13 protein-coding genes are annotated in these 14,607 nt (G+C 37.0%); 12 read left to right on the top strand and 1 reads right to left on the bottom strand.

Annotated elements, in window-relative coordinates:
* Window positions 1-34 precede the first annotated feature (34 nt).
* The 9 genes from ABLV76_RS20325 to ABLV76_RS20365 all read left to right on the top strand — a co-directional run bounded on the left by ABLV76_RS20325 (window position 35) and on the right by ABLV76_RS20365 (window position 8,562).
* Window positions 35-943 carry a glycosyltransferase gene (locus ABLV76_RS20325; protein WP_074384515.1) on the top strand — a complete coding sequence of 303 codons (909 nt, stop codon included), beginning with the start codon at window positions 35-37 and terminating at the stop codon, window positions 941-943.
* 76 nt (window positions 944-1,019) lie between these two features.
* A complete protein-coding gene (gene wcaJ, locus ABLV76_RS20330) occupies window positions 1,020-2,417 on the top strand; it encodes an undecaprenyl-phosphate glucose phosphotransferase (RefSeq protein ID WP_069135520.1) in 1,398 nt (465 codons plus the stop codon).
* A gap of 50 nt (window positions 2,418-2,467) precedes the next feature.
* A complete protein-coding gene (rfbB, locus tag ABLV76_RS20335; protein ID WP_074384514.1) occupies window positions 2,468-3,532 on the top strand; it encodes a dTDP-glucose 4,6-dehydratase in 1,065 nt (354 codons plus the stop codon).
* Between the two features lie 19 nt (window positions 3,533-3,551).
* Window positions 3,552-4,421, top strand: a complete 870-nt coding sequence (gene rfbA / locus ABLV76_RS20340) for a glucose-1-phosphate thymidylyltransferase RfbA (protein ID WP_074384513.1) — start codon at window positions 3,552-3,554, stop codon at window positions 4,419-4,421.
* Window positions 4,422-4,423: 2 nt separating this feature from the next.
* A complete protein-coding gene (rfbC, locus tag ABLV76_RS20345) occupies window positions 4,424-4,960 on the top strand; it encodes a dTDP-4-dehydrorhamnose 3,5-epimerase (RefSeq protein WP_069135523.1) in 537 nt (178 codons plus the stop codon).
* On the top strand, window positions 4,957-5,814 hold the full coding sequence (gene rfbD / locus ABLV76_RS20350; protein ID WP_069135524.1) for a dTDP-4-dehydrorhamnose reductase: 858 nt from the start codon (window positions 4,957-4,959) through the stop codon (window positions 5,812-5,814). Before rfbC ends, rfbD begins: the two co-directional genes overlap by 4 nt.
* A 61-nt stretch (window positions 5,815-5,875) precedes the next feature.
* Window positions 5,876-6,898 carry an EpsG family protein gene (locus tag ABLV76_RS20355; protein WP_110235857.1) on the top strand — a complete coding sequence of 341 codons (1,023 nt, stop codon included), beginning with the start codon at window positions 5,876-5,878 and terminating at the stop codon, window positions 6,896-6,898.
* A 28-nt stretch (window positions 6,899-6,926) separates the two neighbouring features.
* On the top strand, window positions 6,927-7,691 hold the full coding sequence (locus ABLV76_RS20360) for a DUF616 domain-containing protein (RefSeq protein WP_258923024.1): 765 nt from the start codon (window positions 6,927-6,929) through the stop codon (window positions 7,689-7,691).
* A 19-nt stretch (window positions 7,692-7,710) separates the two neighbouring features.
* Window positions 7,711-8,562, top strand: a complete 852-nt coding sequence (locus ABLV76_RS20365; protein ID WP_074384511.1) for a glycosyltransferase — start codon at window positions 7,711-7,713, stop codon at window positions 8,560-8,562.
* Window positions 8,563-8,647: 85 nt separating this feature from the next.
* Here ABLV76_RS20365 and ABLV76_RS20370 read toward each other — a convergent pair whose 3' ends face one another.
* A complete protein-coding gene (locus ABLV76_RS20370) occupies window positions 8,648-10,198 on the bottom strand; it encodes a hypothetical protein (RefSeq protein WP_139622301.1) in 1,551 nt (516 codons plus the stop codon).
* Window positions 10,199-10,432: 234 nt separating this feature from the next.
* Between ABLV76_RS20370 and gndA the strand changes: the two genes are divergently transcribed.
* From gndA to ABLV76_RS20385, 3 genes are all read left to right on the top strand, one after another.
* Window positions 10,433-11,839: an NADP-dependent phosphogluconate dehydrogenase gene (gndA, locus tag ABLV76_RS20375; protein WP_348878440.1), complete on the top strand. Its 1,407-nt coding sequence runs from the start codon at window positions 10,433-10,435 to the stop codon at window positions 11,837-11,839.
* A gap of 211 nt (window positions 11,840-12,050) precedes the next feature.
* On the top strand, window positions 12,051-13,217 hold the full coding sequence (gene ugd / locus ABLV76_RS20380) for a UDP-glucose 6-dehydrogenase (protein WP_069136148.1): 1,167 nt from the start codon (window positions 12,051-12,053) through the stop codon (window positions 13,215-13,217).
* 192 nt (window positions 13,218-13,409) lie between these two features.
* Window positions 13,410-14,414: an NAD-dependent epimerase gene (locus tag ABLV76_RS20385; protein ID WP_069136150.1), complete on the top strand. Its 1,005-nt coding sequence runs from the start codon at window positions 13,410-13,412 to the stop codon at window positions 14,412-14,414.
* The last annotated feature ends 193 nt before the right edge of the window (window positions 14,415-14,607 follow it).

The raw sequence follows: 14,607 nt of genomic DNA on the forward strand, positions 1-14,607 counted from the left end.
TATTCCGGCATCTCAATCAAAAATGGCAGAAATAATGAGAGCATATATTGCAATACCAACATATAATGGCGGAAAAGTATGGGAGAAATGTGCTAAAAGTATCAAAAAATATTCACCACAGGATACTTTTGTACAAATAATTGATTCAGGCAGCAAAGATAATACTGTTGAAATTGCAAAAAAATATGGCTTTCACGTTAAAATCATTAACCCACAAGAATTTAATCATGGAGGTACCAGGAATTACCTCGTGAATATTCATAAAGATGAATTTGATGTGGTAGTATTCCTAACACAGGATGCAATACCTGAGCCAGACTTTTATAAGAATATAGTATCTGTTTTTGCTGATAACACAGTTTCATGTGCGTACGGTAGACAGCTTCCTCATGATGATGCTAATCCCATCTCTTATCACGCCCGAAAATTCAACTATCGAGCTGAAAGCTATATAGCAAATATAGATAGCGTAGGAAGTATGGGGTTGAAGGCAGCTTTTATTTCAAATTCATTTTCAGCATATAGGCTCAATACCTTCATTGAATTGGGAGGTTTTCCAAAAAACACAATTCTTAGTGAAGATATGTATTTTGCCGCTAAAAGTCTATTGGCAGGATATAAGGTCGTATATAGTGCTGAAGCTAAAGTACGCCATTCGCATAACTATAGTGCAATTGATGAGTTTAAGAGATATTTTGATATAGGAGTGTTTCACGCTGACGAATCATGGATACGACAAAAATTTGGAGGGGCGGGAGGTGAAGGGAAAAAATTTATTTTTTCAGAGCTAAAATTCTTGTTGAAAAAAGCTCCTTTTACTATTCCTCGTTCTGCAATGCATAATTTTTTAAAAATATTGGGATATAAACTTGGACAAAATTATAAAGTTTTGCCACCAAGTGTTGTAAAAAAATTAAGTATGCATAAAAATTTTTGGTCATAAGTAATTAGAAAATAGGTAATTTTATTAATTGCATTACTTAACTGTATATTATTCTAATAAAGAGCGAATAATAGCTATGACTAAATCGTATCATCGCGTGCGCTCCAAACCAAATGCATCATTGATATCAATTGTTCAACGATTCTCTGATATCCTGATAATTTTTGTTGGATTATACGCAGTTTGTTGGTTAAATGAGCGTCCTTTTGAATATTATCAAACTCTGATATGTTTAATCGTATTGGCTGCATTTCAAATGATAGGTGGAATTTCTGATTTCTATCGTTCTTGGCGAGGGGTAAAACTATCGATAGAGTTAAAATTGGTTTTAAAAAATTGGACATTAAGCTTAATTTGTGTAATGGGAATTATTTCCTATTCAGAAGTATTAGCTCTTCCATTTAAGATACTGATAGAATGGTATTTTTTCGTTTGCGTAGGAATAACGATTTGTCGCTCGCTAATAAGAACGGGTGCAAGAATAATTAGATACTTAGGGTATAACACCCGCAGAATAGCAATTGCCGGGTCTATGCCTGCAGGTATTAATTTAGCAAAAAGTTTCATAGAAGAACCGTGGCTTGGTTTTTCAGTTGTAGGAGTATATGACAATGAAAAGTTTGAAAGTGAAAGTAATATACAATATAGAGGTGATCTGGACCAGTTGATTAAAGACGCTAAAAATGGGGAGTTAGACCGCATATACTTAGCAATGAGTATGAGTGATGAATTGAAAATGAAACAGCTTATTAAGGCTCTCACCGACACAACGTGCTCTGTAATTTTGATTCCTGATATATTTACTTTCAATATCCTCCAATCTAGGACAGAAGAAGTAAACGGAGTTCCAGTTGTTCCATTATTTGATACCCCAATAAATGGTATCAATATGGTCTTAAAAAGGCTTGAAGATATAATATTTTCTTTCATTATTATATTGCTGATTTCACCATTGCTAGTCTTCATAGCATTAGCTGTCAAAATTTCATCACCTGGACCCGTAATATTCAAACAAATCCGCTATGGAATGGACGGTAAACCAATAAAAGTCTGGAAATTTCGTTCAATGACTGTCATGGAAAACGATACATCAATTAAACAAGCTACAAAGAATGATGTAAGAGTGACAAAAGTAGGGAAAATATTAAGGCAAACTTCACTTGATGAATTACCTCAGTTTTTTAATGTCCTCACAGGTGGAATGTCGATTGTTGGTCCAAGGCCACATGCCGTTGCACATAACGAGCAGTATCGAAACCTGATAGAGGGGTATATGTTGAGACATAAAGTGAAACCAGGTATTACTGGCTGGGCTCAAATAAACGGTTGGAGAGGAGAGACGGATACTGTTGATAAAATGCAGAAAAGAGTCGAGTATGATCTTGAATATATTAGGGAATGGAGCATATGGTTGGATTTAAAAATCATCTTTCTAACAATATTTAAAGGTTTTATAAATAAATCGGCCTATTAATTTTATTATTTAATTAAGATCTTTTGTACTGATAAATTGAGAGATAATATATGAAAATTATTGTTACTGGTGGTGCAGGGTTTATTGGATCTGCGGTTGTACGTCATATAATCAATGAAACTAAAGATGAGGTTTTAGTAATTGATTCATTAACTTATGCTGGTAATTTGGAATCACTGGCATCTGTTTCTAAAAACCCTCGTTTTTCCTTTGAACAAATTAATATATGTGATAAAAATGGACTTGATTGCATTATTAATAATTTCAAACCAGATTCAATAATGCATTTAGCTGCAGAAAGCCATGTTGATCGCTCTATTGATGGCCCTGCTGCATTTATTGAAACAAATATTGTCGGCACATATACATTATTAGAGTCAGTTCGACAATTTTGGAATCAGTTAACTAATGAGGCGAGATCTTCATTTCGCTTTCATCATATATCAACTGACGAGGTTTATGGTGACTTACATGGCACAAATGATTTATTTACTGAAACCACACCATATGCCCCAAGTAGTCCATATTCAGCATCAAAGGCATCTAGTGACCATCTTGTTCGTGCTTGGCATCGCACTTATGGTTTACCCACTATAGTAACAAATTGTTCGAATAACTATGGGCCATATCATTTCCCTGAAAAATTAATACCACTTATCATTTTAAATGCACTAGAAGGAAAAACGCTTCCGGTTTATGGGAACGGCGGGCAAATTAGAGATTGGTTATATGTTGAAGACCATGCTCGCGCTCTATATAAAGTTGTAACGGAAGGTTTGGTTGGTGAAACATACAATATTGGTGGTCATAACGAACAAAAAAATATCGATGTCGTTAATAAAATTTGTGAGTTATTAGAAGAATTAGTACCTCATAAACCTGAAGGTGTATCGAATTATTCTGACCTAATTACCTATGTTACAGATCGTCCTGGACATGATATGCGATATGCAATTGATGCGACTAAGATTTTTGATGAATTAGGCTGGAAACCAGAAGAGACATTCGACACAGGTCTTCGTAAGACTGTGTTGTGGTATCTCAATAATGAAAATTGGTGGCGCAGAGTAAAAGATGGTTCATATGCTGGTGAACGTTTAGGTTTGGCAAATTAATCATAAAGGATAACATATAATGAAAGGTATCGTTTTAGCTGGTGGTTCAGGCACACGTTTATATCCTATTACAAAAGGAACATCTAAACAACTGCTACCCATTTATGATAAACCAATGGTATATTATCCTATCTCTGTTCTTATGCTCGCTGGCATACGTGATATTTTAATTATTACTACGCCTGAAGATATGCCTGGCTTTAAACGCCTTCTCGGAGACGGTTCTCAATTTGGTGTTCGATTTAGTTACAAAGTTCAGCCAAGCCCTGATGGGCTAGCACAAGCCTTTCTTATTGGTGAGGAATTTATCGACGGAGATAGGTGTGCATTAGTTTTGGGGGATAATATTTACTTTGGTGAAAGTTTTGGTAAAAAACTTGAATCTGTTGTACAGAGAACAACTGGGGCTACAGTCTTTGGATACCAAGTAATGGATCCAGAAAGATTCGGTGTTGTTGAATTTGACGAAACCAATAAAGCTATCTCTCTAGAAGAAAAACCTACAATTCCAAAAAGTAACTGGGCCGTTACGGGATTGTATTTCTATGATAATCATGTCGTTGAAATGGCTAAAAAAGTCAAACCTTCACACCGGGGCGAGCTGGAAATTACCACATTAAATGAAATGTATTTAGAGAGTGGTAATTTGCATGTGGAGAAACTAGGTCGTGGTTTTGCATGGCTTGATACTGGAACTCATGAAAGTTTGCTTGAAGCTTCTCAATTTATACATACGATAGAGCAAAGACAAGGCTTTAAGGTTGCATGCTTAGAAGAGATAGCTTATCGCAAGGGATGGCTTAATACAGAAGAGGTACTTGCACAGGCTAAGCTACTAGCTAAAACTCAATATGGTAAATATTTACTAAATTTAGTTGAGGAGAAATAAGTATGCAAGTTGTCAGTACGCAGATCAAAGATGTTAAAATCATATTACCTAAAGTATTTGGAGATGAACGAGGCTTTTTTCTTGAGACATTTGAAAAAAAACGTTATCAGGATATGTTAGAAATAGATTATGATTTTGTTCAGGATAATCATTCTCGATCTACAAAAGGTGTTTTGAGAGGTTTGCATTATCAAACTGTTCATCCTCAAGGAAAATTAGTTAGGGTTGTTCGTGGTGAGGTTTTTGATGTAGCTGTAGACATTCGACCTAATTCACCAACATATGGAAAATGGGAAGGTGTGATCCTATCAGAGGAAAATAAAAAGCAATTTTGGATTCCTCCCGGACTTGCTCATGGCTTCATTGTGCTTTCTGATATAGCTGATTTCGAATATAAATGTACGGATTATTATAATCCTACAGGTGAAGGTTGCCTTCTTTGGAATGATCCTCAAGTAGGTATACAGTGGCCATTGTCGAACCCAATGCTTTCAGAGAAAGATAAAGCAGGTAAACTTTTGAAGGAGCTCAATGTATGAAGATTCTGTTAACTGGATCTAATGGCCAGTTGGGAAGCTGTTTTAAAGATCGGGTGCCCTCACATTGGGATATTTTACCCACAGATTCAGATACTCTTGATATAACAAATAAAGACGCAGTAATTTCAATTGTTAATAAATTTAAACCAGATGTTATAGTGAATGCTGCAGCATATACTGCTGTTGATAAAGCTGAACAAGATTATGAGTTGGCAAGATTAGTCAATGAAATTGGTCCGCAAAACTTGGCTTACGCGGCTAGACTTAACAGTATCCGATTAATCCATGTATCTACTGATTATGTTTTTGATGGTACATCTACTGAGCCATATGTCGAATCTGATCCTACAAACCCGTTGGGTGTGTATGGAACAACGAAGTTAGCTGGTGAAAAATGTGTTCTTGAGGCTCTTGAGGATTCAATCATTTTACGCACTGCTTGGGTCTTTAGTGAATATGGGAATAACTTTGTAAAAACAATGTTGCGGATTGCCAAGGATAATTCAACGATTAAAGTTGTCAATGACCAAGTAGGCTGTCCAACATATGCAGGAGATATCGCTCTTGCGATAATTGAACTAATTAATTCCAATTCTGTTGGTGGTATATACCACTTTTGTGGAGGAAAAAATATTTCATGGTGTGGGTTCGCATCAAAAATATTCGAATGTGCCCAAAAGTCTGGCCTGCTTATAAATGTACCCACTGTTATAGGTATAAGTACTAGCGAATATCCAACACCGGTTAAACGCCCTTCGTATTCAGTATTGAATACATCTAAGATTGAAAAAATCGGTGTGCTACCTTCTGATTGGGAATCCGCTTTAGAAACGATTATGGTAAAATTAAAATAATTTAATCGTTAATATTATTAATGTGGAAAATATACTCACAACCTATGCTTTAGGTTGTGAGATGTTTGAGATTAATATGGAACAGATAAAAGAAGATGGCTTTACAATGCCCAAGAGGGAAATGACCTCTAAAGAAATGTTAGTAAAATATGCAATATTTATGCTGCTTGTGCCCTTATTGACATATTTAGTTGGGGATAAGAATATATATCAATGGAATGATTATTATACTTATCTCAATTATTATAACTTCGCATCTGAAACTCCTCTTTCTGGTGTTTTCAAGCAAGGAATGGATCCTTTATTTATAGTCTTAATGAAGCCGTTTACATTTTTGGATGATGGGTTTTCTACTTTCACTATTGTTTGCGCTTACTTTACGCTTCTTATGAAGCTTTCTGCGCTACGAAATAGTACTGAAAATTTTTTTGTATTACTTGTATTATATTCGTCGTACATACTTTGCTTACATGATTATGTTCAGATTCGAATCTCTTTGGCACTGGCCCTAATTGCATTTGGTATATACACTGTTAAATCAAGAAATATTCGGTATTGCTTATTTCTATTTGCGATTTTCATACATTTGACATCTGTATTTGTAGTGTTGACATATTTTGTTTATAAGGTTTTAGGTGTAAGGAAATTCATTTTTTTATCACTGTTTTCTATCCTGTTCCCTAGTTTGTTATCAGTGGGTATAATTTCTAACGCAAGACTTACTACTTATATAGAGTTAGCTTCAAATAAAGAAAAATATTATCAAATAAATATTTTTTCTTCTCAGCCTATTATTCAAATTATAGGTGTTCTAACTATATACTTTGATAAAAAGTTGAGACCTTATTCAAGATCCTATGAATATTGCATGTCGGTTCTGGGTATATTCCTATTCTACTCTTTTAGTGCGGTGCCAGTTTTATCATTTCGGTTGTTTGAGCTAACCTTATTTTTTTATACAATACTATTATCAAGATGCTTTAATAAGTCATTAATTATGATTCTGTTAAGTATACTTTATATTTTGGTTGGGCTTAAAAATATGTTCTATGGTGAAATGTCATTATTGCATTATTGGGGATGATGCATCTCAACAATATATGAGGCGTAAATTGGAAAGTAAGAATGAAGTTGTTGTTTATACAGCGCTATTTGGCTCTTATGACAAGCTACTAGAACCTACTATTAAATCATCAAAATGTAAATTTATATGTTTCACCGATGATAAAAACTTAAAGTCTAACTTTTGGGAGATCAGGCTGGTCGATGGGATTGTTGACCCCATAGCGGCAAACAGGAAGATGAAATTTCTTCCTCACCAATTTTTATCTGACTTCAAGTATAGTCTTTATATTGATTCTAATATAAAGATAATACATGATCCATATGATCTGATTATTAATTATGTACAGTCTTTCAAGATAAATATCCCTCGTCATTTTGAACGCCAATGTATTTATGATGAGTTAAATGAATGCTATAGTTTGAATAAAATTAATAAAACTGAACTTAATAATATAAATCAATTGTTTATATCGGAAGGCTATCCTCGAAATAATGGATTAGGAGAAAATAATATTATTATTCGTGAGCATAACGATCCTGTTGTTATCAATCTCATGCAAGAATGGTGGTTTTTTTTCTCTAATGGACCAAAAAGAGATCAACTTAGTTTAATGTTTTTAGCATGGAAATTGGATATTCCAATAAATTTAATGAGAGAAACTTCTAGGAATAGGAATAAATATTTCCGTTACCATCTACATTTGAATGAAGAAAAATTGCCATTTATAAAAAGGAAATATCTATATGTTAGGGCAAATAGAGATAGACATTTTATTTATCAAATGCTCTATAAATTGCGGAATTTCTTTTGATTTTTAAGGAGTAATAATCATGCGTTTCGGAGTTGTCGTTGTGCTATTTGATCCGAATGAAGAAAATATAAATAATCTTGATCAATTCAATACGCTTGGTGTAAAAGTTTGTGCTGTTGATAACAGCGCAAATGATAATGTAATACCTGAAAATTATCATTATATTCATAATAATAATCAAGGCGGGATAGCCGGTGCCTTCAACAAAGGTATAACATTCCTTTTGCAAAACGGTTGTGATTTTATTTTTACTTTCGATCAAGATTCTGTTTTACCTCATAACTTTTTTGATTCGATGCAGGATTTCATATCAAAGAATAATGCTAAAATGGTCGTGCCAGATTTTATTGATACAAATTCTAGAACTCATGCTTCTTTTATAAATCTAGATAAATGGTCATACAAAGTTACAAGAACTGATAAGAATACCGCCTTTGCTATTTCTTCTGGGATGGGGTTCGATACTTCTGTCTGGGCGTTAATCGGCCCATTTACTGAGGATTACATAATTGATCATGTTGATACGGAAATTTGTTTAAAAGCCCTGCGTAATAATATAAGTATATTCGTTAATTATGATATATGCTTGGAACATCAGATTGGCAATCGAAGTGTGCATAATTTTTTGGGCGTGACTTTAAAACCTAACCATCACAATTATAAAAGAAAATATTATATAGTTCGTAACGGAACACATTTAAGTCTTAAATATTTAATTGATTATCCCTCATACTTCTTTATGAATTTTTTGCGTATAGTTCACGAGTTGCTATGTGTGGTCTTGTACGAAAAAGATAAATTAAGAAAATTGAGATATATGCTCAAAGGATTGTTTCATGCAGTATGTGGGAAATTAGGGGCTGTTTCGTAATTTTTATATCAAACAGGACAATAATATCAGCATCAATTTCACATGATGCTGTATTATTAATTATTTATTATTTATTATTTATTATTTATTGAGTCGAGTCATCATTGTGTAAGACTCTTACATTATAATTATTTGACACATTAACTTTCATTTTCATGCCAGACTTATTGTTATTTATCTTAAGTGTGCAGTTAGAACTATTTGTAAAATCTATATTTTTAGTATATTGCGAAACTGTAAGGTAAATGTTTGATTTTTGGGCGTTGTTTATTTTAATCGCTGTTTCTTGTTTGGGGGTTGCCATTAAAAGTTGTGGGTTATTAGATTTCTGTTCAGTTATATATATGTTAGAATTCTTGAAGCTAGGGTAGTTGTCATTGATGTTTATTGCTGAAATATAATCTTTCGTCACATCAATTACAGTTAGATTCAGGTCTAGTTCTTCACATATATTATCATGTTCTGAAACAATAATGCACCCATAGCTGGATTGTATGGTTTTAATTATTGCCTTTATCTTATTTGAGCCTGAGCTAATTCTTAATCCTGCACCCTGTGCGTTTTTGGATAATATATTTGCTTGAATATTTTCACCATTTTGATGGATAATACATCCATGCATGAATGTGTTTACTGAATTAATGTTAACTGTACCATTTTTGCTGTAAGGCTCAATTTCGCATCCGCAATATGCGCAGTCTTTACAGAGCACATTAACTGTGAACCCATCTGATTTTGAGATCTTCAGACCGGAGCCAATTTGTAAGTCATCCCCTCTTACAGGGTATACTTGTCCTGAGTTAATGTAAGTCCCTGAAATGTTAATATTGCTTGATTCTGTTATATAGCATGGAAAGACTGCATTACTACACGTTAGTGTTGTTGGAAGGATTGCTTTATTTACCTTTTCAAGGAATAGACCATGTGAACTAACATAAGCCCGTGGATAAGTCTGGTTACTAATGATTTTTCCATTTTTATCCGCTAGTGGTGATTTGTTTTCAAACGAAGTGATTAGTAGTTTTCCCCTAATCTCAAAATTAGTTACATTAGATATCTGTAAGGTTGCAAGATTTGCTCCGTCGATATTCATTGTTTCTTGACTGGTGGCACGCCGCGATAAAATTGAATCATTACCAATGATAGTGACGTTGCTCTTTTTTATTATCCAGCGTGAATCTCTTTTAGGAAGTTTATTATGATAATGTCTACTTTCTCCTAAAACGATAGTATCACCTTCATGTAAGGAATCTAACATGCTGTTGAAAGCATCGGAATCATCAGTAATTCCATCGCCAACACATCCATACCACTCTGGCTTTTTAATGCCATTTAAACTTTCTAAGCGAACCCATGATAACTTGGATGATATGTCTGCCACGCATGCTTTGTCATTATCAAAGATAGCATCGTTCTTTAAGGCAATAAACATACCACCTCCTATACCACTGTCCTCATGATAAGAACTTAACTCTATCAATGAGTTTATTTCTGTTGCAGGATATTTCTTTAATTCATTGAAGGATTTTACTTTTTTTAAAACAATAGTTCTTTCGTTTGCAAATATTCTTGACTTGCCCAATCCTAATAATGGTAAAGTTAGTGATATTTTTAATAATGTTCTTCGTTTTATCATTGTGTCCTCCTTATTTATATCTCATCGCAGTATAATCATATTAAAACATATTGTAAAACATATCATTCTATGTTAGCAATGAAATGAATTTATAATGAGTGGAATACTTGTTGTTTTTTTACGTTGACGATCAGTTGTATTATTTATAATCACGAATTTTAAAGTGCTTACTAGCAAGGTAATGTGTATAATTCTAACAGTTACTGTAATGATTCGAGTAGACAGGAGTTTATAATGACCAAGCAACAAATTGGGGTTGTCGGTATGGCTGTAATGGGGCGTAACCTTGCGCTGAACATCGAAAGCCGTGGTTATACCGTCTCCGTTTTCAACCGCTCCCGTGAAAAGACCGAAGAAGTGATTGCCGAAAACCCAGGCAAGAAACTGGTTCCTTACTACACAGTACAAGAGTTTGTTGAATCCCTCCAAACACCACGTCGTATCCTGTTGATGGTGAAGGCTGGGGCTGGCACCGACAGCGCCATCGATTCCCTGAAGCCTTACCTCGATAAAGGCGACATCATCATTGATGGCGGCAACACCTTCTTCCAGGACACCATCCGTCGTAACCGCGAACTGTCTGCCGAAGGTTTTAACTTTATCGGTACCGGTGTTTCAGGTGGTGAAGAGGGGGCTCTGAAAGGGCCTTCCATCATGCCAGGTGGTCAAAAAGAAGCCTATGAACTGGTTGCTCCAATTCTGAAGCAGATCGCGGCGGTTGCAGAAGACGGTGAGCCATGTGTCACCTATATCGGTGCTGACGGTGCTGGCCATTATGTGAAGATGGTTCATAACGGCATCGAGTATGGTGACATGCAGCTGATTGCTGAAGCTTATGCGCTGTTGAAAGGCGGTCTGGCTCTTTCCAACGAAGAGCTGGCGCAAACCTTCACCGAATGGAACGAAGGTGAACTGAGCAGTTACCTGATCGACATAACCAAAGATATCTTCACCAAGAAGGATGAAGAAGGTAAATACCTCGTTGATGTCATTCTTGATGAAGCTGCAAACAAAGGTACCGGTAAGTGGACCAGCCAGAGCTCACTGGATCTCGGCGAACCTCTGTCTCTGATTACCGAGTCTGTATTTGCTCGTTACATCTCTTCGCTTAAAGACCAGCGTGTAGCCGCTTCGAAAGTGCTGAGTGGTCCGCAGGCTCAACCGGCGGGCGATAAAGCAGAATTTATCGAAAAAGTTCGTCGCGCTTTGTACCTCGGTAAAATCGTCTCCTATGCTCAGGGCTTCTCCCAGCTGCGTGCTGCTTCCGATGAATACAACTGGGATCTTAACTACGGCGAGATCGCTAAGATTTTCCGCGCTGGTTGTATCATTCGTGCGCAGTTCCTGCAGAAGATCACCGATGCTTATGCGCAAAACGCTGGCATTGCTAACCTCCTGCTGGCGCCGTACTTCAAACAGATCGCTGATGACTATCAGCAAGCGCTGCGTGATGTCGTGGCGTATGCCGTGCAGAATGGTATTCCGGTACCGACGTTCTCTGCCGCAATTGCCTACTACGACAGCTACCGTTCCGCAGTTCTGCCAGCTAACCTGATTCAGGCTCAGCGTGATTACTTTGGTGCGCACACATATAAGCGTACCGATAAAGAAGGTGTGTTCCATACTGAGTGGATGGATTGATTTATATTATTAATTAATAATAAGGCCCTGCTTCATGCTGGGCCTTATCATTGTAATTTTGAGCACATGTTCATTTTTTTAAATATTAATTCGGTGTTTTTTCTTTTGGCTATTTATTAACTTTATTATATTTTAAAGGTAGAACTTTCTACAGATTTCATTCCATGACTATTAGTCGTTATCCAATTAACAGATTAAAGTGTAATCTAAAATGAAAATTACTATTTCCGGTACAGGTTATGTTGGTTTATCGAACGGTGTCCTGATTGCGCAAAACCACGAAGTGGTTGCTCTGGATATCGTACAGGCCAAAGTGGATATGCTTAACCAGAAGATCTCTCCGATTGTGGATAAAGAGATTCAGGAATATCTGGCAGAAAAACCGTTAAATTTCCGTGCCACCACGGACAAGCACGACGCCTATCGTAATACCGACTACGTGATCATTGCGACGCCGACCGATTACGATCCCAAAACCAACTACTTCAACACCTCTACAGTGGAAGCGGTTATTCGCGATGTCACAGAGATCAACCCGAATGCGGTGATGATCATTAAATCGACCATCCCGGTGGGGTTCACCCGCGACATCAAAGAACGTTTGGGGATTGATAATGTTATTTTCTCTCCTGAGTTCCTGCGTGAAGGCCGTGCGCTGTATGACAACCTGCACCCATCGCGCATTGTCATTGGTGAGCGCTCTGCGCGTGCCGAACGTTTCGCAGACCTGCTGAAAGAAGGCGCGATCAAGCAGGATATCCCGACTCTGTTTACCGACTCCACTGAAGCGGAAGCGATCAAACTGTTCGCGAACACCTACCTGGCGCTGCGCGTTGCCTATTTCAACGAGCTCGACAGCTATGCTGAAAGCCAGGGGCTGAACAGCAAGCAGATTATCGAAGGGGTATGCCTGGATCCGCGTATCGGCAACCACTATAACAACCCGTCCTTTGGCTATGGCGGCTACTGCCTGCCGAAAGATACCAAGCAGCTGCTGGCGAACTACGAATCGGTCCCGAACAATATCATTGCCGCTATTGTGGATGCCAACCGTACCCGTAAGGACTTTATTTCTGATTCCATCCTCGCTCGTAAGCCGAAAGTGGTGGGTGTATATCGCCTGATCATGAAGAGTGGTTCGGACAATTTCCGCGCCTCTTCTATCCAAGGCATCATGAAGCGCATCAAGGCGAAAGGTATTCCGGTCATTATCTATGAACCGGTGATGCAGGAAGATGAGTTCTTCAACTCACGCGTCGTGCGCGACCTGGATGCCTTCAAACAAGAGGCGGATGTGATCATCTCTAACCGTATGGCGGAAGAGCTGGCGGATGTGGCGGACAAGGTTTACACCCGCGATCTGTTTGGTAATGATTAGGATTTTTAACCTTTGGCTGGATGAGAGTATCTCCAGCCAAATTTTATATGAAATTGGATTTCATTGATGTTAATTAACTTGTGGAAATGGTTATCCAGTTAGTTATTTACGGTTAGTGATTTTTTCTGGTGATATAAACTAAGTTTGTAAAACATCAATGCTGCCAATCGAGTATTTCTCAGGAGTTTAAATATGAAATTTTTAGTCACTGGTGCGGCTGGTTTTATTGGGTTTCATGTCAGCAAACGCCTTTTGAATGATGGGCATCAAGTTGTTGGGATTGATAACATTAATGATTATTATGATGTAAAGTTAAAAGAATCTCGTCTTGAACAATTAGAGTCTCCCTCTTTTACTTTTTACAAGTTAGATCTCGCTGACCGTGATGGTATGGCTAAACTTTTCGAAACAGAGCAGTTTGAACGTGTTATCCATCTTGCGGCTCAAGCGGGTGTACGTTATTCTCTCGAAAATCCATATGCTTACGCAGACTCCAATTTGACGGGCTACCTGAATATTTTGGAAGGTTGCCGTCACAATAAAGTGCAACATCTATTATATGCTTCATCCAGTTCTGTCTACGGTCTAAACCGTAAAATGCCATTCTCAACAGATGATTCAGTCGACCACCCCGTTTCGTTGTATGCTGCCACAAAAAAAGCTAATGAGCTGATGGCACATACTTATTCCCATCTGTACAGCATCCCAACGACAGGACTGCGCTTCTTTACGGTCTATGGTCCCTGGGGCCGTCCGGACATGGCGTTATTCAAATTCACGAAAGCGATGCTGGAAGGGAAAAGCATTGATGTTTATAACTACGGTAAAATGAAGCGTGATTTTACCTATATAGATGATATTGTCGAAGCTATTGTTCGTATCCAGGATGTAATCCCTCAGCCTGATCCTGAATGGACAGTCGAGGAAGGATCTCCGGCTACCAGCTCCGCACCATATCGGGTCTACAACATTGGTAACAGTTCACCGGTGGAACTGATGGATTATATCAATGCATTGGAGCAGGCATTGGGGTTGGAAGCGAAGAAGAATATGATGCCTATCCAGCCGGGTGATGTGCTGGAGACTAGTGCTGATACAATAGCATTATATGAAAGTATTTCTTTTAAACCTGAAACATCGGTCAATGTTGGTGTGAAAAAATTTGTGGAGTGGTATCGTAATTACTACTTTAAATAAACTTAGAGGTAACTTACAAATATATATATTATCGGTTTGTTTATACGGTTTAAAGTAAATTTATTTATAATGTGCAGGCTTTATGGGCGTGTTTTATATTTCGGTTTAGATATAAAATTATGTTAATTATAAAAATAATATCTTTTATCTATGAAGTGATATTAAAACATTCTTGTTAGGCTGGAGTATTTTA

Origin of the sequence: Klebsiella sp. GB_Kp047 (genome assembly GCF_040065235.1) — a bacterium.
GTDB classification, from domain to species: Bacteria; Pseudomonadota; Gammaproteobacteria; order Enterobacterales; family Enterobacteriaceae; genus Klebsiella; species Klebsiella quasipneumoniae.

What these genes read in the sequence shown, in the direction of transcription:
- ABLV76_RS20325 (WP_074384515.1), top strand. Translation starts at nt 35, where the DNA reads ATGAGAGCATATATTGCAATACCAACATATAATGGCGGAAAAGTATGG.
- wcaJ (WP_069135520.1), top strand. Translation starts at nt 1,020, where the DNA reads ATGACTAAATCGTATCATCGCGTGCGCTCCAAACCAAATGCATCATTG.
- rfbB (WP_074384514.1), top strand. Translation starts at nt 2,468, where the DNA reads ATGAAAATTATTGTTACTGGTGGTGCAGGGTTTATTGGATCTGCGGTT.
- rfbA (WP_074384513.1), top strand. Translation starts at nt 3,552, where the DNA reads ATGAAAGGTATCGTTTTAGCTGGTGGTTCAGGCACACGTTTATATCCT.
- rfbC (WP_069135523.1), top strand. Translation starts at nt 4,424, where the DNA reads ATGCAAGTTGTCAGTACGCAGATCAAAGATGTTAAAATCATATTACCT.
- rfbD (WP_069135524.1), top strand. Translation starts at nt 4,957, where the DNA reads ATGAAGATTCTGTTAACTGGATCTAATGGCCAGTTGGGAAGCTGTTTT.
- ABLV76_RS20355 (WP_110235857.1), top strand. Translation starts at nt 5,876, where the DNA reads ATGTTTGAGATTAATATGGAACAGATAAAAGAAGATGGCTTTACAATG.
- ABLV76_RS20365 (WP_074384511.1), top strand. Translation starts at nt 7,711, where the DNA reads ATGCGTTTCGGAGTTGTCGTTGTGCTATTTGATCCGAATGAAGAAAAT.
- ABLV76_RS20370 (WP_139622301.1), bottom strand. Translation starts at nt 10,198, where the DNA reads ATGATAAAACGAAGAACATTATTAAAAATATCACTAACTTTACCATTA.
- gndA (WP_348878440.1), top strand. Translation starts at nt 10,433, where the DNA reads ATGACCAAGCAACAAATTGGGGTTGTCGGTATGGCTGTAATGGGGCGT.
- ugd (WP_069136148.1), top strand. Translation starts at nt 12,051, where the DNA reads ATGAAAATTACTATTTCCGGTACAGGTTATGTTGGTTTATCGAACGGT.
- ABLV76_RS20385 (WP_069136150.1), top strand. Translation starts at nt 13,410, where the DNA reads ATGAAATTTTTAGTCACTGGTGCGGCTGGTTTTATTGGGTTTCATGTC.